The sequence below is a fragment of the Bacteroides oleiciplenus YIT 12058 genome, from assembly GCF_000315485.1.
Lineage (GTDB): Bacteria > Bacteroidota > Bacteroidia > Bacteroidales > Bacteroidaceae > Bacteroides > Bacteroides oleiciplenus.
Genome location: NZ_JH992941.1, coordinates 717,010 through 737,224 on the forward strand (window position 1 = coordinate 717,010; position 20,215 = coordinate 737,224).

Here is a 20,215-nt window from a genome sequence, read left to right on the forward strand (position 1 = left end):
CAATGAGAAAAGTAATATATATAGTAGCTCTATTTGCAGTGATATTGTCTTTTGCATCATGCGAGAATAATATTAATATTTATCCGGTCGAGAATAATACTGCGGACCAGTTTTATTCTTCAGAATTTGAAATGAATCAAGCCATTATTGGGGTGTATGCGCGATTAGGTCGTAATGGCACTAACACTGACTTTCCTACCGATTATTATCTGCAAGCATCCGAAGGCCGTTCAGATAACTGGTTCTATGCCTCGTTAGCCAATGCGCAACGCGATCAGGTGGATTTCAGAACATTTCATGTTACTGATGTTACAGTATTAAACCAGACCATCTATGCCCGGTTATATCAGATTATTAAGGAAGCAAACAATTTGCTAAGCAAAGCACCTGAAACTTATACCAGATATCGTGCAGAGGCTTGTTTTCTTCGCGCACTGGCTTATTTTGAACTAGTAAGAGCTTATGGACCTCAGCCGGTATTTAATTACCCGATTGAGAATGCGGATGCAAAGAAAATGGAACGTCAGCCTGTCACAGATGCTTATACTCAAATCATTTCCGACCTCGAATTTGCTGCTGCTAATCTTAATCCGTTTTATACAGGAAACGATGCGGGTCGTGTAGGTTCAATAGCCGCCAAATGTTTATTAGGACAAGTATATGTCACAATGGCCGGATATCCCCTAAATGACAACACCGCTTATGGAAAAGCAGAAACTGTATTAAGCGGAATAATGAATGATGTTAAAGCGCGTTTTGCTCCCAATTATGCTTATATCTTCGATGTAGAAAAAGAAAATAAATATGATCTTTTTTCCGTTCAGTTTGCATCTGGTAATCAAGGGTTGGGAAGTTCAATGGCGGGTTTTGTAACCGCAAGTGGTTCAACTGGAACCTGTTTTCCTGAATGGGCCTATGCAGGATACACACAGCAAGGTCAAGATTTCCGTGTAGATACGCTTCTGATAAATAAAATGAAAGAAGTCAACGATAAGAGATTGGTAACAACAGTCGCCGATGGTTTCTGGACAATAGTTGACCATGGATATACCAAACAAGATACGATTGACTATTATCAAAAAAGGTCTCTTCTCATCAAATACCTGACCAAGGACAATACAAATGCCACGATTAAAGCGTGGAATGATTATCCGTTAAACTATCCGATCCTCCGCCCAGCAGATGCTTATTTGTTATATGCCGAAGCATTGGTCAATAATGGCAAAGCCGGTCAAGCCAAAGAATGGGTAGATGCTATACGCGAACGTGCAGGACTTGCTCCTTTAACCGCAGATCCGACCATAGATGATATCATGTATGAGCGCAGATGCGAATTCTTAGGTGAAGGGAAACGATATTTTGATTTGGTCAGAATGGGGGAAAGTTCTTTTATAACCACATTAAAGAACTTCTCAGACCACTACCATGTAGGTAAGAATGCCAATGAACCGGATAAACGCGACATGCTATTACCTATTCCCCTAACTGTAAGAGCAATACACACCACATGGGAACAAAATTACGGGTATTAGTTTATATATAAATGAAGTAAAATGGGAGATGTTAGGAAACCTACATCTCCTGTTTACTCTTCAATCTTATAGTTTTCTATCTTCAGCCTTATGACTTAAATAAATGAATATAATATGAAAGTAAAAACAGGATATACATATTTACTACTTGTCTTCCCGTTATTTGTTTTAACTTCTTATACAAGTAATAAAGAGTACACACCTTTGCCAGAAAAGGAACAAATGGCACCTTTAAAAAAGGAAGAAGTGCTCAACTACGCCACATTAGTCAATAGCTATTTCATGCGAAAATATCCCGACGTGAGTGCACCTTCCAATGTAGGAGGCAAGCAAAGAGACAGCAAAATCTGGACACGAGGTGTATACTACGCTGGTTTAATGGCTATGTATACACAAAACCCTAATCCAACATGGTTGAAATATGCTACAGACTGGGCAGAGTTTCATCACTGGATGGCAGGTGTAAATAAAACCATTCGTCATGCCGATTTTCAATGCTGCGGACAGGCCTACCTTGATTTATATATGCTAGACAAATCAAAACCAGAACGCAAAGCCCATATAAAAAAACTAATCGATAGCATGCTGGCTACCGACAAAATAGATGACTGGGATTGGGTAGATGCATTGTTCATGGCCATGCCGATATTCGCGCAACTCGGTTCGATTGAAAAAGATAACCGCTATTTTGAACGAATGTATGAAATGTATATGTATACGCGCAATAAACAAGGGGGAGAAGATCGTTGCGGAGGTACCCCCCTATTTAACGAACAAGACGGACTATGGTACAGAGACCACCATTACGACCCTCCTTATATGGATCTTATTGAAACAGATAAACCTTGTTATTGGTCGAGAGGAAATGGTTGGGCATATGCAGCCTTGGCTCGTGTATTGCAATATGCACCGAAAGACGTGACTCATCGGAATCAATATATTTATGACTTCAAACGAATGTCCGAATCCTTACTTCAATGTCAGCGTACCGATGGATTTTGGAGTGTAAGTTTAGCTGCTCCAACCAACACAGGCGATTCTCTTTCTCCCGGTCCTGAAACATCTGGCACAGCTTTATTTGTAGCCGGAATGGCTTATGGAATTAATGAAGGTATTCTGGATCGGAAAACATATTTACCGACTGTAATCAGAGGTTGGAATGCCCTTAGCAAAATTGCTGTACGAAAAGAAGACGGTTTACTGGGCTATGTACAAGGAGCAGGCTCAAAGCCCGAAGATGGACAGCCTATGTTAGCTAATCATATTCCGGAGTTTGAAGACTTTGGTGTTGGGTGTTTTCTATTGGCTGCTGCAGAAGTATATCGACTGGCAGAGGATGTTCGAGGACTTTATGTCGGTACTAATTATCATCCGCACGACGTGGTCCCGGAACAATGGGAACGAGATATCCGCTTAATGAAAGAAGCCGGATTCACAACAGTCCGTCTTGGACACTTAGCTTGGGATAGTTATGAACCAAGTGATGGACGGTTCGAGTTCGAATGGTTTGATCAAGTGATGGAACTGATGTACAAAGCAGGAATAAAAGTAATACTTGATATTGCCGTTCGTCCAGCACCTATTTGGTTGCACAAGAAATACCCATCCATTAGTATCACCGCTTCGGATGGAGATTTGCTATATCCTAACCGCAGATACATGGAGGATGTAGGCGATCCAATGTACCAACAATATGCTTTACGTTTTACAGACGCCATGTCCAAACGATACGCAAACCATCCGGCCTTACTGGCATTCGGTATAGATAATGAACCGGGCGATGGACGGATATCGTATTCGAAAACAGTGAGACAACGATTTAAAACATGGTTGAAGAATAAATATGTTACTACAGACAACCTCAATAAAGCCTGGGCTGGTCAACGTTGGTCAAGGCGAATCAGCGATTTTGATGAAGTCGGATTACCACAATCCGGTTCAATACCAGGCCAACCCGAAAGAATGCTCGATTTCAGACGCTTTCTTTCCGATGAAATAAACAGCTTTTATTTCAGGATGGTTGATGTTATCAATAGAAATGCACCCAGCGCACTGACAAATACAAATGCTTGGTATTATTGCGACAGAAAATATTACGACTATGTACCGATGGCTTATTCCGGAAAAATGACCCGCGAAGGAGCCGGGTTTTATCCGGGGGGCTCATTACTCTCTAACCCTGCACTATATGATGCGTTGTTCGGTATAGCACGGATTCAGTTCGAAAGTGACAATCCATTCTGGTGTAATGAATTTGCTACCATGACTTCAGTGCCTAAAGCGATGAGGAAATACGCTTACGCCACACTGATGTATGGCAATCAAATGGTATGTGGATGGACATGGCAAAGCATGCACGGAGGAGAAGAACAGTATTTCATGGGTATGATGGATTGGGATGGTCAATTGAACCGAAAGTACTATGAATACAAACAGATTGCCGAAGAGTTTAAGAAAATTGAGACTTTTTTCCCCTATAAAATAAATGCTGAAATAGGTCTTGCCTACTCATTTCCGAGCCAGATGGTGGGTAGTAGCTATCCCGTAAAGCATGATACTCAACTTCAACATTGTTTTGAGCTATTCCTACAGAAAAACATGGATGTCCGGATACTGGATATAAATCGGAGCCAATTGGATTATAAATTACTCATTTTACCGGGAATAGCTGTAATGGATAAAGCGTCAGCCGATAAAGTAGAGGCATTTGTAAAAAGCGGAGGAACGGTTATCATGACCAGCCATTCGGCCCTTTTGGAAGAAACAGGGCAGGTTTTTGCCACAACTTTACCCGGACACCTTAACGAAGTCTTTGGTATTCGCGTAGGAGGTTTTGAGGAGACAAAGAATATGAATGAAATTTCACGCCTTTCTTATAAAGAGAAAGAACTTTTGCTAGACTATCAGGGACAGAATGTAGAAACAGAGTCCGCAAGATATGATATCCTTGAAGTACGTGGTGCCAAAGTACTCGGAAAAATAGTTAGCTTGGACAAAGACTATCCAGTCATCACTTCTCATTCTTACGGAAAGGGCCAGGCCATTTACGTTGGTCTTCCAGCAGACAATACCGTCTTAAATCCGATAGTGGATGAATTGATTGAGAAGCTTTCAATCAAGAAAGGACCGGATGTACCCGAAGGTATCATGGCCAGAAAGATTGACGATAATCATTTATTAATGCTTAATCTAACCAATGAAACGAAAGAAGTGAAAATAGAAGGAAAAACATATAGTATTCTTCACAATAAAAATTATAATGGAAGTTTCAATCTTGCTCCTCAGGAACCTGAATTCATTGAACTGAAAAATTAATATATAGACTTTCCATCGTTTTAAACCCATGTTTTATGAAAAATAAAAAAAAACAAGTTACTTTACACCTTATGAAACAGATGAGAGTTATATCTCTATTGCTCCTATCCAGTGTAATGCTGCCGGGATGTGGTAAACAGAACCAGTATATCACAGAAAGTTTGTCTGATGCACTTTATGGATTTGAGCATATCCAAGACAGTGCCCGCACGAAGGTTTGGTGGTTCCACGGAGAAACAGAAACCACCAAAGAAGGGATAACCGCCGATCTGGAGGCCTACAAGAAAGCAGGAGTAGGAGGCGTTGTATACTACGACCAGACCCACTGGAAAATGGAGAATGCTTTACCCGCATTTTCAACAGAATGGTGGGAAATGCTTCGATTCTCGGCCGAAGAAGCAAAGCGGCTAGACCTAACTTTTGAATTGAATATCTCTAATGGGTTTGTTGCCGGTGGTCCCTGGATTACGGATGAATTAAGCATGAAGAGGCTTGCAGCAAGTGAACTGCTTATTGATGGAGGACGCTTCTTTGAGGGTAACCTGGAAGTACCCAAAAATCAGTATAACTTTTATAAAGATGTGGCCGTTTTAGCTTTTCCCGTACAAGAAGAAACCGGAACGTCCCGCACAGAAAAAGTAAAAGTATCATCGAACATACCGGAAATAGATGTAGATAATATATTTAATCCTAAATCAAAGTCTTTGACACAAATTCCTGTTACCTCCAAAGGCAATGTGTATATTAATATGGAGTTTTCTGACGAGTTTACAGCCAGAAGTATGACTTATGAAGCATACCCACAAGTAAGGGTGAGAACCAGCGCAACGAATATTCCCGGTCCTCCGGGAGAAACATTCGTAGGTACCGGCTATCGTGTCCTCCCCGACTTCGGTCAATTGGAAGTTTCAGAAGATGGTGTGAATTACAAAAAGGTTTGTGATATTAAGCCCACCTATCACTCTCTCGAAGGTTGGCGTCAAAGAACAATTTCGTTCAATGCAGTAAAGGGAAAATATTACCGGCTGAATCTTCACGACTGGTGGGATGAGAAGATGACCAACCCGAATCTTCAGCTTGGAGCGGTAGTGTTGAGTTCATCGGCAAAACTTGATCAATGGGAGAAAAAAGCCGGATTCTATTCCGACTATATAGACCGCGATAAGACTCCGGATTACTCCAAATCAGAAGTTATTGACTCCAAAAGCATCATAAACATCACTGACAAAATTGATGCGAATGGTGTTTTGCGCTGGAATGTCCCCACAGGCAAATGGCTGATAATGCGTTTTGTATACGTACCAACCGGAGGAGCTATCAAACATGGAAGACCCAATTTAATGGGAAGGGAATGTGATAAATTATCTGCAAAAGCAGCCGAAGTACAATGGGATAATTATGTAGGGAAGATTCTTGATTCGCTGAAGGTCACAAATAGCGGACATGTTTCGGGTATCATAATGGATAGTCATGAAGCTGGCGCACAAAACTGGACCGACGATTTTATGGTTGAGTTTAAGCAACGACAGGGGTATGATCCAATCCTTTATCTTCCTGCCATGATGGGGTATATTATTGATGGAGTGAAGGAATCCAATGGATTTCTTTTTGATGTGAGGCGCAACATTGCAGATATGGTGGCCGATAATTATTTTGGAACCATGGAGCGTTTATGTAATGAAAATGGGTTAATACTTACCGCCCAAGCCATTGGGAACGCTTTAGGCATTGTTGGCGACCCTATTCAGGCAAAAAGCAAAGTCAGTAAACCTCAGGGAGAATTCTGGGGCATACATCCGACCGGAAATTATGACATAAAAGAAAGTTCTTCGTCAGCTCATTTATACGGAAAGAAAATAGCTTCCGCAGAAGCGTATACTGATGTTAAATTCAGTGCATCATTAGCCTTTATTAAATCACTTGCCGACTATGCCTATGCCTTCGGCATTAATGAATTTGTAATCTGTGCATCCGCCTATCAGCCTTGGTTGGATAAAATACCTGGAAGCACAGGGGGGGGACGCCATTACGCCATCAATAGAAATAATACCTTTTGGAATTACAGTGCTCCTTTTTGGGATTTTCAGGCACGAAATGCTTTTATCATGCGCCAAGGTAAATCTTCCATTGATTTGTGTGTTTATTTGGGAGGAAATGCCCCGATAAAGATTCTGACATATAGACTTCCGGACATACCGGGTGGCTTTGATTTTGATGCTTTTACCACTGATGCGCTGCTCACCAGAATGAATGTGTGCGATAGAAAGATCACATTACCCGATGGAGTGAATTACAAGATGATGGTTCTGCCGGAAAATGGCGATATTACTTTAGATGCTTTGCAGAAAATTGCTTCTATGGTGAAAGCGGGAGCAAAAATCTACGGACCTAAACCAACTGGTTCTGATTCTGGGAAAGAATTAGAAAGAGAGGCTGAATATCAGAAACTCACCAAGGAATTATGGGGTGAGAATCCATCGTCATCAGGAGTTAACAAAGTAGGAAAAGGCGAAGTATATTGGGGGATGACTTTGGCAAAAGCAATTGAACAGGCTAACATTATCCCTGATATTCAAATGGAAAAAGGTGATACGAAAGCATCAATGATTTATTTCACACATCGTGAACTGACGGATGCTAATATCTACTTTCTGGATAATCATAAAGATGAGGAAGAAGATAACATCTTTACTTTTGCTTCACATGGTAAATATGCCCAGTTGTGGAATACCGTAACAGGCAAGCGATTCTCTCTTCCAATCTTAAAATCAGATAGTAAAAGTACATCCATTAAACTACACTTACATCCTCGTGAATCGTATTTTGTAGTAATAACAGATAAGGAAGAACAGCTTCCTCCTATCTCCTGGTTTACCTCTAAAGATAAAACGGAAAGGATTGAAGGTCCGTGGCAAGTTTATTTTGATAAGAAATTCGGAGGACCAGGCAATGTTACCTTTGATAATCTAAGCGATTGGACAACAAATACGGATCCATGCATTAAATATTATTCAGGTACTGCTATCTACAAAAAGACAATTTCCACACATACCACTGGAAACAAGGTTTATATTGATCTGGATAATCCGGGATTTATTGCACGGGTGTTTGTTAATTCGCAAGATGCCGGAGTTGTTTGGTGCTCGCCCTGGAAGTTAGAAATCACTCCGTATTTGGTAGATGGAGAGAATAATATTGAAATCCATGTAGCAAACTCATTGATGAATCGCATGATATATGATGCTTCATTAAAGGAAAGCGAGCGCATTACTTACTCTTATCCACAAATTGCTACTCCAAATGATAGGCTTGAACCTTCGGGACTAAGACAAGTTAAGTTAATATGGAAACACGATAATTAATAGTTATCACGAATCATAAATATACAGTTCTTCTCCCTATTGAAACCAATAATTTCAATAGGGAGATGCTAAGCAGAACAAGAAATACAAAATTATTTCTTTAACTCCACATCAAAACTGGCAGCATCCTTGCACGCAAAGCGCAGAACCGTTTGATATTTATCTTTAGAGACAACCTTGCAATAAGGGGTTTCAGCAACCTTCCACTCACCTTTCAATGTAACTGTTACAGGTATCTCACCACTATCATTGTCAATCCAGGGTCGGGAATAGATGCTACGTTCCTTGCGCTTGCCGTCTTTATCAAAAGCTTCGTCACTCGGACCACGATAAAGAGCCAGGTCCGGTTGGGAAACGGTCAGCAGGAGCTTGCCTTTATCCTCGCGTATCATAACGAGACAAGAAGTATCGGCTTTCTGCAATAAACCTTCTTTCGGCAACACTTGCGGAGTTTCAAAAAGCACATAAGACGTAAGGTTATCCGTCAGGGAACGGACTATATGAGCATTGCTATCTTGCTGCAAAACTTTATAAGTAGGTTTCCGGGCAAATGCTTTCAGAGTTGCCTCATCCGTATGTGGCAGAACTGCATATTCATAAGAAGCACCTTTCGGAGCCTTACCATGTTCCAATACCAATGAAACCCAGTCGCCGGAAGTAGGCTTCGGGTTACGTTCTCCTACGGAAACCTGCGGGAAGTTTTTCTCATATTTCGCCGCTTTCATCGAGTTTTTCGAGAGATAATAGCCTACGCCGTTAGGGTCTATATACGTTTGCCCATCGCTCTTGTAAGCATCCCAATACTCATGCATTTCGGGAGTGACAGCAGCCAACTGGAAAACAGTAGTCTCCGTGGGAAACTCTTCGTTCGTATTCTCAATGTCCGTACCCAGACAGACAATCGTTCCGTTGAAGAAATGATAGGACTTACGGGCGCGATGCGAGCCGTTGTACTTATCATGTTCGTGCAGTTTCATCCCGAAGTTACCATTCAGCCGTGCCTGCGACAAGCCTCCGGCAAATGCTTCATCAGAATAGAGCATCTCCTCCATTCCGGAGAAAGTATCCACATTCATCACTTTCGCACGAAGCTGGTCGTAAGGCAAATGAATAGTTGTCGTGCCGGGGAAACGGTTCCAGTCGAAGCCGGCTTCCTGCCAGCCACTAGTTGAAAAAGTCACCATTTCATCGGGTTTTCCGGTTAATATCTGCATACTTCCATGGGCCAGATAACGACCATAGAAGTTGGCATCCAAGTAATGTTCCGCAGCCCAAAGGTAACGGGAATGTCCACGCACCACAGCCGCCCAATTATCACGGCGCTGCACTGAGACGCAACCGTATCCTAAAGCCAGATTACCCTGTGGGTCGGGTTCGGGACGGAAGCCTTGCGCTTCGAACAGTTTCTTTAACTCCTGTTCATGGGCAGTAGACGACTTCGGCAGATAATCCGGAGCATTCTCATCAGGAGCTTCCGTACGTGAAACAAGGCGCAGATAGGCCGAAGCCAGTTCCGGGTCATACTTCTGGGTGCCATCAGGGGTGCCAGCCAATGCCAAAGTAGCGTATTGCACGGGAATCAATTGTCCTTTCCCATTAGGATGGCGTCCCGACATGGAAAGGGCCCATTGCTTGAAATTACAGTAGAAACGCATGGTAAGCAACACCCTCTTCACCGTCTCGTGCGCCAGTTCGGAAACTTTGAATTCCGTTCCGCTCAGCAGATAAATCATATTCGTAGCACCATCCAGACCACCTACAGCATAAGCCGGATAGTTATTACGGTGGTGGAAACAAGCTCCGTCTTTCTTGAAAGAACCTGCCAGTCCCAATGCCGGACGGCAACCATAGTCTATCCAGCGGGAGAAGGAACGGAGGTATTGCAGCTTTTCGGGAGTATCTTCCATAATCAAGATGCTTGCCATACGGCCTTGCGTCTGTGTATTGAACGAGTCTATATCAATGCCGTTGACCGTAGGTTCGGGATAAACTTCATTGGTAATGGCATACCAACGCAACGTTCTCTCAGCCTCATCCAGTTTACCCGTTTCGCGCAGAACGTCTTTCATCAGAAAATATGCCACATACAAGCCGCGCATGCTGTATCCGTAATGATGAATGTTTCCCCAGCAACTGCCATAGGCCACGCCCTGATCGGTGATATGGTCGTACATAGCCAAAAACTTCTGTTTTAGTTCGTCCTTCACCGCTGTGTCCGAAGCATTGTTGTAGGCATAAGCTATCCGGCGCATCAGGTTGAAGTATTCGTTCATCTCCATACCCAACTTGGTGAACATACCTTTATCCCAATTCGGATACATGCGCTCATAAGCTTCTGCCTGGCGCACCATGAAGATGGGTAAACCGCTTACACCCCCATTCTTGTAGGTTATTCCATAAAAGTCATACTTCTTACGGATGGTTTCCAGTTCCTTTTCCGAAAGTTTTGACGGAGTATAGAGCATATCACGGAAACGCTTTTCCATCAGTTGCATGTCCTCCTTGTCCTTTTCAGTAACCGGAGTCAGGGCGATTTCCGGTTTCCACAAAGAATGTTCATAAATCACAAGCCAGTGATTAGTAGTTCCTTTATTGACGAAAGGTACCTGCACGTCAGCCGTTTGCTGGCGGGCATCCACTTTGCTGGCGGTTATCAGATGATCGATAAACAATTCTCCTTTCACATCAGGAGCCACGATGCGCAGTTCGTTCATTCCGATTTCAGGGATGCCTTGCATATCACGCTCGTAGCACACCCAAGCGGCACGCCAACCGGTAAAGTTAATGCCGAAAGGGAAGGAAGTACATTTCTTACCGTCTTTCAGGAATTCAAATTCGATGGTGGCATCCTGTGCCTGCGCATTATATACCCATACGATAAAAGCGGAAAGGTAAGTGTCTTTTCCGGTAGGGTCTTTCTGTTCAAATTGCAGGTCACGCTGAAGGGCAAGCACGGAACCGGGCTCAAAGGTCCAGCGCAGACTGTGTGTGCCGTCTTTATAATGTTGGTCGCTAATGCCGAGGATGCCTTTCGTTGCATTCAGTCCGGCAGGCAGTTCCGGTCCTTCAAAAGAAAGTAGCCGTTCGTTCTTCACGACTTGTGCCGAGAGGCTGAAAGAGAGCAGCAAGGCACATACGGCAGTAAGTATAGGTTTCATCAAATTAGGTTTCGTCATCATGGTATAAATATTAATGGGTTGAATTTAAGTCTTTGATGCGGAAGCCCGTAAAACGGACATGGTTTTGCAGAAGGCGGAGGGCGAAATGCCCGTCGCCGGCACCAGGTTCAATGGGGAGGCGGAAAAGTTCTTCGCCGTCCACACTGAAGGAGGTACAATTATTCTGAACGCGTATTTGGATATGATACCATTGGTTAGGCTTCAGCAGATGCGCCGGTTCAGTATACTCTTTAATAAGGGGTTTGATACGTGCCTCATCTACTTCATAGAACTCTCCGTAGTAGCGGCGGAAGCGGGTGGTGGTATTATCATTGCCACCATAGCCTACATAAAAGAGATTCAAAGTATTGTAGTTGCGGAAGATTCCGTTGCGCCAAGTGGCGCGGGCAAAGAGTTTGCCAGGATGCTTCGGGTCGTTTGCCGCCCAAAAGCAGTTCATATCGCTGAGGCGGTCGTGCTTACCGCCATTCATTACAGTGCAGATGTGGTAGCTGATTTCGTAATCGTCGGTCAGGCGGTCTTTATACCATAGAGTGAGTCCTTCGGGGACGATGAGTTCCAGAGTATCTTCACGGATGGTAAAGTCCATCAGTCCCGACTGGTCTTCGGCTATCCAGTGTCCCAATGATACACGTTCCTGCGCCAGCAAGGTGCAGGGAAAGAAAAGGAAAAGGAATTTCCACAGAATTTGTATGAAAGATGAATGTGTCATTTCCGGTATTAGTTTCGTTCACAATATATCTACATTGCAAAGAAACGGCACTTTTAAGAGAAAAAGACACATAAATCGTACAAAAAAAGTGTAGTATAGTAATCGGATGGCGGAAAAACGTCTTCTCCGTAGCTGATTAAGGATGCATCTCCTCAAACGCCTTATTTTCTTCCGCTATCGTGCTGATAGTTTCCGGAAGCTCACTGATAGGAAGATCGAAGTTATACCAATCCGTATAGCAATCGGTAACGTACCACTTCCCGTCAATCAGTTCGAACACCACACGGAGGGAAGCTTCCGATTCGTCATAACCGGCCTCAAATTCTTTGTGCTTGGGATTATTCACCGTGAAGCGGGAAACATAAACGCCACCCTCCTCATCCGTGATACGCTCTTCTTTAAATACATCTTCACCCAGCAATGCCCACTTCTCACGTGTAAACGGAAAAATCTTCTCCGTCTCGCCATCTTCCTCTAATAGGGCAATGGGAGTTTTCAACGGAAAATGAATACGGGAATACTGAAAGGAGGCACTAGAAGTGAATTTCTTGAGGAATGCCTGGAAATCCTCATTAGCTGCGGCAGCATGACCACTGATGGTCGTCAGCATAAGTACCGCAAAAAGACAAAATACAAAGTGAATTGCCTTCATCTATTAACAATGTCAAAGGGTTTATTAATCAGGCGCAAAGATATAAAATAAAACTGAGACTAAGAGCAGAACACAGAAAGAAGGTTGCAGAATAGCGATTTTGGCGTGAGATACTAAATACATAGACTAGCACCAATCCAATTGCAACTGCAAAAAAGAAATGATGGAGGATATAAAAGTTAGGCTATCATTTTTTACCAAATATTATATCGTTTTCGGGAATAATCAATATCTTTACATGAAATATCAAGTTAAGTTTGTGGTTCCTTTTTAGTGTGTTCGAAATAGTTTTTAAAATAAATAATAATTAAGGAGAGAAGGACAATTCTAACATTTGGAAGTATACATGGAACAAAAAAATGAAATCATCATATATTAGTCTCAGGATGGTACGATAAAAGTCGATGTATTATTCTCAGAAGAGACAGTTTGGCTGACGCAAACGCAGATTGGATCTCTGTTTGGGAAGGCAAAATCTACCATTAGTGAACATATAAAAAACATCTTTGAAGAAGGAGAACTGAGTGAAAATATGGTTGTTCGGAAATTCCGAACAACCACTCAGCATGGTGCGATTGAAGATCAATGCCGCATTGCCACAAATGGGACTGACATCGACATCTTTGCCCAACAAAGTTCGCAAGGCAGATGTTGAAATTGGAAAGAACTACCTGAATGAAGAGGAGATTGAAAAAGATTCTTAGTTTCTGTTATAATACTTCTGAATATTTGGTTATTAACAAAATACTCTCTAGTAAGCATCATGCACGCATACTTACCCACACATTCCCTTCCCACAACCTCCTTTTCTCCTTGCAGTTCTTTCAGCCTTCCCAAATCTCCCTGTTCATCGGCTTTCCGGCTGAAGCTTCCTACCTTCTCACCACTTCATACACATTACCGTATTCTGTATGCCTCCTTTTCAGCCCTGCCCGAAGCAGCACCTGCCCGAAGCGCATGGGATTGCTGCCGCGCATGGCAGCAGGGTTACTCGCTTGCAGTTCACTGAAAATGTCGGCGGCGGTCAGGTCGAGGCTCTTTTCATGGGGAAGCGGGGTGCGGAACCGGGCGGCAAGCACTTCTTCGACAAGGCTGGTGCGGTAGAACTTTTCGTTGTGCCTTTGTAATTCCTCCTCTTCTTTCTTGGTGAACCAGTTACGCCGCCCGGCAACCAGTTCCGCTTTCAGTTGGGCAAAGATCTGGTCGTGCTCTATATGGGTGCAGTCAATGTTGTGCTTCACTTCCACGCAGAGGAAGCGGCGGCTACCCGTTGGATCGGTGAGCAGGTCGAAACGATTGCTCGTACCGATGAACGAGGCGACGCGGGGCAGTTGCCGGAAATTCTGTTGATAGGCCTTGCGGATGTTAAGGCTGGACATCTGCATCAGGTTCTTCAGTAGTGGCATCTTGCTTTCGGCGTATTTGTCGAATTCGTCCATGTTCAGCAACCCCATTTCAGCAAGGAGTCGTTCGGCTTGTCCCTGCGAGGTGAGTTTCAGGTTGTCGGTATAGTAACGCATCAGCACGTCGGGCATCAACGAGCGGCAAAAAGTACTCTTTTGGCGTCCCTGTTCCCGACTGACGAGAATGGGCGCCACGCTGTTGGCATGCAATCCGGACTGATCCATCCATTGTGAAGCAAGACCCAGCATCCAAGTGTGGAAACCATGTACCCACAGCGGGTGGCTGGAAATGCGTTGGGCAAGTGCGGTCAGCCGGTCACACCCGTCCCAGGCGGGCAGTTCGTCCATGTAAAGATGAAAGGGGTGATAGGAGGGAATGTAAGAGGAAAAGACGTAGCGGCTCAGGTCCTTGTCCCAGCAAGGGATGCCTTCGTCATGTGCTTCGATGCATAAGGCGTTCAGTTCCCGCTTGCCTATGGGGGTGAAGGGCGTCAAGCGCTGTCCGGCGGGGCGGAATTCAGTCTCGTCCGTCAGCAGGTTGTAGCGGAAGTCGTAACGGGATGTCAGGAATTCCTTTACGTTGCGGGTCAGGATCAGAGTTGCGTTGGCGGCGGACGATGATGCTTTTGCCTTTGTTTTTGTCTTTTCTGTTTTCAACGTTTCCGCAAAAGTCAGCAGTTGGCTTGCCTCGCGCAGGAGGCGGTGTTGTTGTAATGTCATTTGATTCTTCTTCATGATGTTTCTTGTTTCTTTAATTGTTAATGGTATCATTTTGTCGAGCTCGATGCCACGAAGTTACTACTTGTGAGAAGGGTTTTGCAAACTTTTCTCTAACATTTTTTCAAAAAAGTACTTACTGAAAAAGAGAGGACTTTTATGCGCATAACTCCCTTTTTTATGTATTTTTGTATACTGCTTAATAAATGAACGACTTTAGTCGGTCGAATAAATGACTGGAGTAATTTGATTAAACTACTCCAGTCGTTTATTCAACTGACTGGAGTGGTTCATTTATCAACAAGCATCTTTAGTACAATAAAGCAAAGATATTAAACGCAGAAAAGAACAAGGTTTATGGCAATAGTATATGATTGGTACGAGACCCCCAATGCTGAGGGTGATCCGGAAGAAAGGGGGCTGCATCCCCGTCCGTTACTAAACGGAAAAGTCAGTATGAAGCAACTTGGAGATAGACATGCGTTTGAAGGAATACTTCGCCGAACATAATATACTGATTCGCTACAATTTTCAGAACCTGTGCGGCATGACCCGCACCACTGCCAACGGACACTTGAAACGGCTTCAGGAAGAAGGCAAGCTGATAAATATCGAACGGCGTACGCAACCCATCTACCGCCCGATGCCGGGATATTACGGCATCGGGCGGGATGCAAAGGTGAAGCGGTGAAACGGGAAAATAGTTTCAGCCGGGATACTGATAAACAGGGAGATGAGTCGGGAGCTGAAAGAGCAGAAGCATCTCATTTCTGCCGTAAATACTCAAACCCGAAACGGCAACGCAGACAGTCTTTCTTATCGCAATACTCCTTTTGAAGTTGCAACAAAGCCTGAGAGTCGGCAGCAGTAGAAACATGCAATCCTGCCCCACTCCATTGTCGGATGATATGATTATCTTCTGCTTTCAGACTTTCAAGGAAGCGCGTAGCACGATCACAAAGTACCTCGTCCGCCTTGTGCAACCCATAGGCATAAAGAAAAGGAATAACAGTATTGATAACTATCAGATTCTGAGCATTCTTCCCCACTTGTTTTTCCTGCGAGGGAGAGGCTTTGCTGAAATTGAAGTGTTCTTTCCAATAAGAGGAAGTGGTCGTGATCAATAGCTTCTGAACGGCTTCCAACGTGTCCGCTTCCATAGCACGGGATAACAACGACTGCCCCTTATGATAAAGATTCGCCAACTGCGCCAGCCGGACATGCGGAAAATTGCCGGGACGTAAACGCAGGAAACGCCATTGGGTAATAGTCATCGGAGCAGGCAACTCAAACTTATGCTGCAAATAGCGGAATTCCTTCTGCAACTTCAGATAATACTCATCCGCATCCGGCAACTCTTCATCCAGCAATCCAGCCTGACCAAAGAAGAAAGCTTCTACCTGAAAAAGGTTATCCCGGTGCTTATCTATCGCCCGGAAAGGCAAATGACCGGCCCATGTCTCGAAAGCATCCCCGTTCAGCCCGAAGCCGAAGTTACGGGACAGGGTGATGAAGAATACATCTTCCCAATTGTTATTGAGCCGCTCCAACCGGGCGGCAATAGCATGGGCTTTCTGTTCGAAGCGCTCCACCTGCAAGGCAGAAAGCCAGGAATGAACGGTCAGTTTCGGGAGGGAAGATAATATGGAATAACAAGGGGGATAAATCTCTGCATGACGCAGTTCTTCATAATGCCGGAGGATGGCTTCGGGACAAGATAGTTGCAGCTGCGGTACCTTTTCTCCATTGGCGCTGAATACTTCGCAATCGATGGTTTCCGCCACATGCAGAATGACGTTGTTGTAGGCTGCATCCTTATCATGTCCGTGCTTCAACCAGTCGGATGACAGCGTGTGTATCTCGACGTTCCCCACCCAGTGGGTACCGCCTATTTTCAGTTTGGCATTGAAGAAGTCGGGGCCTGCATTTGTGTTCGGTAGTCCGGCGTCTATCACTTCCACCGGTTCACCGGTAGTGGTTTGGAGCATCTTTAAAGGGAATATTTTATGTTTCCAAACGTAGTGTAGTAGTTGTTCCATGTTAACAAGACGTTAATGTTGCCCGCAAATGTAAGAAAAACATTACCTTTGCGACCTATAGTTTGTTGATAAACTGAATAAAAAACAAAAGAAACAATGAAAATAGCATTAATCGGCTACGGAAAGATGGGCAAGGAAATCGAGAAGGTTGCCCTCAGCCGCGGACATGAGATTGTAAGCATCATCGATGTGAATAACCAGGAAGATTTTAAATCGGATGCTTTCAAGAGCGCTGATGTGGCGATAGAATTCACCAATCCCATGGTGGCATATGGCAACTACATGAAGGCTTTCGAAGCCGGCGTGAAAGTAGTTTCCGGCAGTACAGGCTGGATGGAGGAGCACGGAGACGAAATTAAAGAGCTCTGCACTACAGGAGGAAAGACTCTGTTCTGGGCATCCAATTTCAGTCTGGGAGTCACCATCTTCTCCGCTGTGAACAAGTATCTGGCAAAGATCATGAACCAGTTTCCTGCCTACGATGTGACGATGAGCGAAACGCACCACATCCATAAGCTGGATGCACCGAGCGGCACAGCCATCACACTTGCTGAAGATATTCTGGAAAATCTGGACCGCAAAGACCGTTGGGTGAAAGGCACCATGCAGGCACCGGACGGAACCGTTTCCGGCACTACGGAATGTGCTGCCAACGAACTGCCCGTAAGCTCTATCCGCGAAGGCGAAGTTCCGGGCATCCATGTCATCCGCTACGAATCGGAAGCCGACAGCATCATCCTGACACATGACGCCAAGAACCGCAAAGGTTTCTCGCTGGGTGCCGTTCTTGCTGCCGAATATACAGCCAATAAGGAAGGTTATCTGGGAATGAGCGATTTGTTCCCGTTCTTAAAAGACTAACACATTAAATATTATGAGAAAAGCAACTCGTGCCCAATGGATTAAATTCGCAATCATCACCGTGCTTTACCTTGCCTTCCTGGTATGGGTGAAAAGCTGGTTGGGACTGATTGTCTTACCTTTCATCTTCGACATCTACATCAGTAAGAAAATCCCCTGGGGCTTTTGGAAAAAATCAGAGAATCCGGCTGTACGCAATGTGATGAGTTGGGTAGATGCTATCGTATTCGCACTGGTAGCCGTTTACTTCGTCAATATCTACATATTCCAGAATTATCAGATACCCTCTTCTTCTCTGGAAAAATCTTTGCTGGTAGGTGATTATCTCTACGTAAGCAAACTGAGTTACGGTCCGCGCGTGCCGAACACACCACTATCCATGCCGCTGGCCCAGCACACCCTGCCACTGGTGAACACCAAATCGTACATCGAATGGCCTCAATGGGACTACAAACGTGTTCCTGGTTTGGGTAAAGTGAAACGGAATGATATCGTAGTATTCAACTTCCCTGCCGGAGACACCGTGGCTACCAACTTTCAGCAAACGGACTTCTACACCCTTGCCTATAACGAAGGGCAACGCATGTATCCGAACCCTGTGAATATGGACAGCCTGACGCGCAAGCAACAACGTGCCGTTTACGACTTGTACTATAATGCCGGCAGGAACCTGATACTCTCTAATCCGAAGATGTACGGTGACATCGTTGTCCGTCCCGTAGACCGCCGCGAAAACTACGTGAAGCGTTGCGTCGGATTGCCGGGTGACACACTGGAAATCAAGGATACGCAAGTGTATATTGACGGTAAGCCTATTGAGAACCCAGAAGAAATGCAGCTCAACTATCTTGTACAGACCAACGGCTCGTACATCACCGAAGATATGTTCCGCGAACTCGGTATCAGCAAGGACGATCAGGCATTGATAAACAACGAAGGTCTGTTAATGGAAATGGGATTGACCCAACGCGATGCACAAGGACGCCTCGCTCCTACCTACGATTTGCCGCTGACGAAGAAAATGTACGAAACCCTGTCGGGTAATAAGAAGCTCGTCAGCCACATCGTTATGGAACCGGAAATATACTCCGGACAGATGTATCCGTTGAACCTTTACACCAAATGGGACCGCAACAATTACGGCCCCATCTGGATACCGAAAAAAGGTGCCACCATCAAGTTGACTGAAGACAATCTGCCCATCTACCAGCGTCCCATCGAGGCTTATGAAGGCAATAAGCTGGAAGTAAAAGAAGATGGTATCTACATCAACGGCAAGAAGACCGATGAATACACTTTCAAAATGGATTATTACTGGATGATGGGTGATAACCGCCACAACTCCGCCGATGCCCGTTCGTGGGGATTCGTACCGGAAGATCACGTCGTAGGTAAACCGATTGTCGTTTGGCTCTCACTCGACAAGGACCGCGGTTGGTTTGATGGAAAAATCCGTTGGAACCGCATATTTAAATGGGTAGACTAGAAGAATTTGGGAATTTAGATGAAAAAAGGATGGAAGATAGCGGGAACAGTCATTGGAATAATACTCGTTATAGTATTACTCCGTGGCTGTGTCGTGACTTCCTACCTGATTCCCTCTTCGGGCATGGAGAATTCCTTGTTTCAGGGAGAACGCATTCTGGTAAATAAATGGAGTTACGGACTGCGTCTTCCTTTCATGTCTTTATGGAATTACCATCGGTGGGGAGACACTCCCGTAGAAAAGGAAGACATCATCGTCTTCAACAATCCTGCCAATCTTTCGGAACCTGTCATAGACCAGCGCGAGGTCTTTATCAGCCGCTGCATTGGCGTGCCGGGAGATACATTATTAATAGACTCCCTGTTTTCCGTCATTCCATCTGAAAAGAATGCGCCCGACCAGAAGTTTCTGTACGCCTATCCACGCGCAAGGGAAAAACAGCTCGACTCATTACTCAACCTCTTGTCCATACAGGACAACCGTCTGATGGGACAAGACAGCGCAAGGAACGTACGCAGTTTCAGCCGTTATGAGTTTTACCTGTTGGAACAGGCCATGAATGGGAATTGCTGGATAGAACTACTAAATAAGGAAGACTCTATAGAGGCACTCCGCCCGTTAATCGTCCCTGGCAAAGGCAAAGCGGTGCGTGTATATCCGTGGAACCGGACATTGCTATGCAACACGCTCGTACTACATGAGAACAAACAAGCTGAAATCAAGAACGACACCTTATACGTGGAAGGCCAACCCGTGCAGCACTGCTATTTCTGCAAAGATTATTATTGGGTAGGTGCCAATAACTCCATCAATCTTTCCGACTCCCGGTTATTCGGTTTTGTACCGAAAGATCATGTCATCGGCAAAGCCTCACTCATCTGGTTTTCCAAGGAAAAGGAAACCGGGGTGTTCAAAGGTTACCGTTGGAAGCGTTTTTTCAAACCTGTAAAGTAAGGG

14 protein-coding genes and 2 pseudogenes are annotated in these 20,215 nt (G+C 44.5%); 11 read left to right on the forward strand and 5 right to left on the reverse strand.

The window, feature by feature from the left end; translation table 11 throughout:
* Positions 1 to 2 precede the first annotated feature (2 nt).
* From HMPREF9447_RS10800 to HMPREF9447_RS10815, 5 genes and pseudogenes are all read left to right on the forward strand, one after another.
* Complete coding sequence (locus HMPREF9447_RS10800; RefSeq protein WP_009129767.1) at positions 3 to 1,532, forward strand: RagB/SusD family nutrient uptake outer membrane protein; 1,530 nt, start codon at positions 3 to 5, stop codon at positions 1,530 to 1,532.
* A gap of 222 nt (positions 1,533 to 1,754) precedes the next feature.
* Positions 1,755 to 2,861 (forward strand): annotated as a pseudogene (locus tag HMPREF9447_RS29500) (glycoside hydrolase family 88/105 protein); the annotation flags it as partial.
* Between the two features lie 48 nt (positions 2,862 to 2,909).
* A pseudogene (locus HMPREF9447_RS29505) lies at positions 2,910 to 3,980 on the forward strand (beta-galactosidase); the annotation flags it as partial.
* 75 nt (positions 3,981 to 4,055) lie between these two features.
* Positions 4,056 to 4,847, forward strand: coding sequence for a beta-galactosidase trimerization domain-containing protein (locus HMPREF9447_RS29510; RefSeq protein ID WP_455423491.1), 792 nt, complete (start codon positions 4,056 to 4,058; stop codon positions 4,845 to 4,847).
* Positions 4,848 to 4,882: 35 nt separating this feature from the next.
* Complete coding sequence (locus tag HMPREF9447_RS10815; protein WP_009129769.1) at positions 4,883 to 8,209, forward strand: glycosyl hydrolase; 3,327 nt, start codon at positions 4,883 to 4,885, stop codon at positions 8,207 to 8,209.
* A 92-nt stretch (positions 8,210 to 8,301) separates the two neighbouring features.
* On the opposite strand, the gene HMPREF9447_RS10820 is transcribed toward HMPREF9447_RS10815, so the two are convergent.
* The 3 genes from HMPREF9447_RS10820 to HMPREF9447_RS10830 all read right to left on the reverse strand — a co-directional run bounded on the left by HMPREF9447_RS10820 (position 8,302) and on the right by HMPREF9447_RS10830 (position 12,752).
* Complete coding sequence (locus tag HMPREF9447_RS10820) at positions 8,302 to 11,385, reverse strand: chondroitinase family polysaccharide lyase (RefSeq protein ID WP_009129770.1); 3,084 nt, start codon at positions 11,383 to 11,385, stop codon at positions 8,302 to 8,304.
* A 13-nt stretch (positions 11,386 to 11,398) separates the two neighbouring features.
* A complete protein-coding gene (locus tag HMPREF9447_RS10825; RefSeq protein WP_009129771.1) occupies positions 11,399 to 12,100 on the reverse strand; it encodes a DUF6250 domain-containing protein in 702 nt (233 codons plus the stop codon).
* 136 nt (positions 12,101 to 12,236) lie between these two features.
* Positions 12,237 to 12,752 (reverse strand): hypothetical protein, encoded by a 516-nt coding sequence (locus HMPREF9447_RS10830; RefSeq protein ID WP_009129772.1) that lies wholly within the window; start codon positions 12,750 to 12,752, stop codon positions 12,237 to 12,239.
* 524 nt (positions 12,753 to 13,276) lie between these two features.
* Here HMPREF9447_RS10830 and HMPREF9447_RS29095 point away from each other — a divergent pair.
* On the forward strand, positions 13,277 to 13,456 hold the full coding sequence (locus HMPREF9447_RS29095) for a virulence RhuM family protein (protein WP_044138009.1): 180 nt from the start codon (positions 13,277 to 13,279) through the stop codon (positions 13,454 to 13,456).
* 168 nt (positions 13,457 to 13,624) lie between these two features.
* Here HMPREF9447_RS29095 and HMPREF9447_RS10840 read toward each other — a convergent pair whose 3' ends face one another.
* On the reverse strand, positions 13,625 to 14,890 hold the full coding sequence (locus tag HMPREF9447_RS10840; protein ID WP_009129773.1) for a VapE domain-containing protein: 1,266 nt from the start codon (positions 14,888 to 14,890) through the stop codon (positions 13,625 to 13,627).
* A gap of 339 nt (positions 14,891 to 15,229) precedes the next feature.
* Between HMPREF9447_RS10840 and HMPREF9447_RS29435 the strand changes: the two genes are divergently transcribed.
* The gene (locus tag HMPREF9447_RS29435) at positions 15,230 to 15,382 is read left to right on the forward strand and encodes a hypothetical protein (protein WP_009129774.1); all 153 of its coding nucleotides are present in this window, start codon (positions 15,230 to 15,232) and stop codon (positions 15,380 to 15,382) included.
* Positions 15,351 to 15,563 carry a hypothetical protein gene (locus HMPREF9447_RS29440; protein ID WP_009129775.1) on the forward strand — a complete coding sequence of 71 codons (213 nt, stop codon included), beginning with the start codon at positions 15,351 to 15,353 and terminating at the stop codon, positions 15,561 to 15,563. The genes HMPREF9447_RS29435 and HMPREF9447_RS29440 overlap by 32 nt, the downstream gene beginning before the upstream one ends.
* Positions 15,564 to 15,636: 73 nt before the next feature.
* On the opposite strand, the gene HMPREF9447_RS10850 is transcribed toward HMPREF9447_RS29440, so the two are convergent.
* Positions 15,637 to 16,911: a DUF2851 family protein gene (locus HMPREF9447_RS10850; protein ID WP_009129776.1), complete on the reverse strand. Its 1,275-nt coding sequence runs from the start codon at positions 16,909 to 16,911 to the stop codon at positions 15,637 to 15,639.
* Between the two features lie 96 nt (positions 16,912 to 17,007).
* Here HMPREF9447_RS10850 and dapB point away from each other — a divergent pair, with 96 nt between their 5' ends.
* From dapB to lepB, 3 genes are read left to right on the forward strand one after another with little or no spacing between them, the layout of a single operon-like run.
* Positions 17,008 to 17,772 (forward strand): 4-hydroxy-tetrahydrodipicolinate reductase, encoded by a 765-nt coding sequence (gene dapB, locus HMPREF9447_RS10855; RefSeq protein WP_009129777.1) that lies wholly within the window; start codon positions 17,008 to 17,010, stop codon positions 17,770 to 17,772.
* 13 nt (positions 17,773 to 17,785) lie between these two features.
* A complete protein-coding gene (locus HMPREF9447_RS10860; RefSeq protein WP_009129778.1) occupies positions 17,786 to 19,258 on the forward strand; it encodes a S26 family signal peptidase in 1,473 nt (490 codons plus the stop codon).
* 18 nt (positions 19,259 to 19,276) lie between these two features.
* The gene (gene lepB / locus HMPREF9447_RS10865) at positions 19,277 to 20,212 is read left to right on the forward strand and encodes a signal peptidase I (protein WP_009129779.1); all 936 of its coding nucleotides are present in this window, start codon (positions 19,277 to 19,279) and stop codon (positions 20,210 to 20,212) included.
* The last annotated feature ends 3 nt before the right edge of the window (positions 20,213 to 20,215 follow it).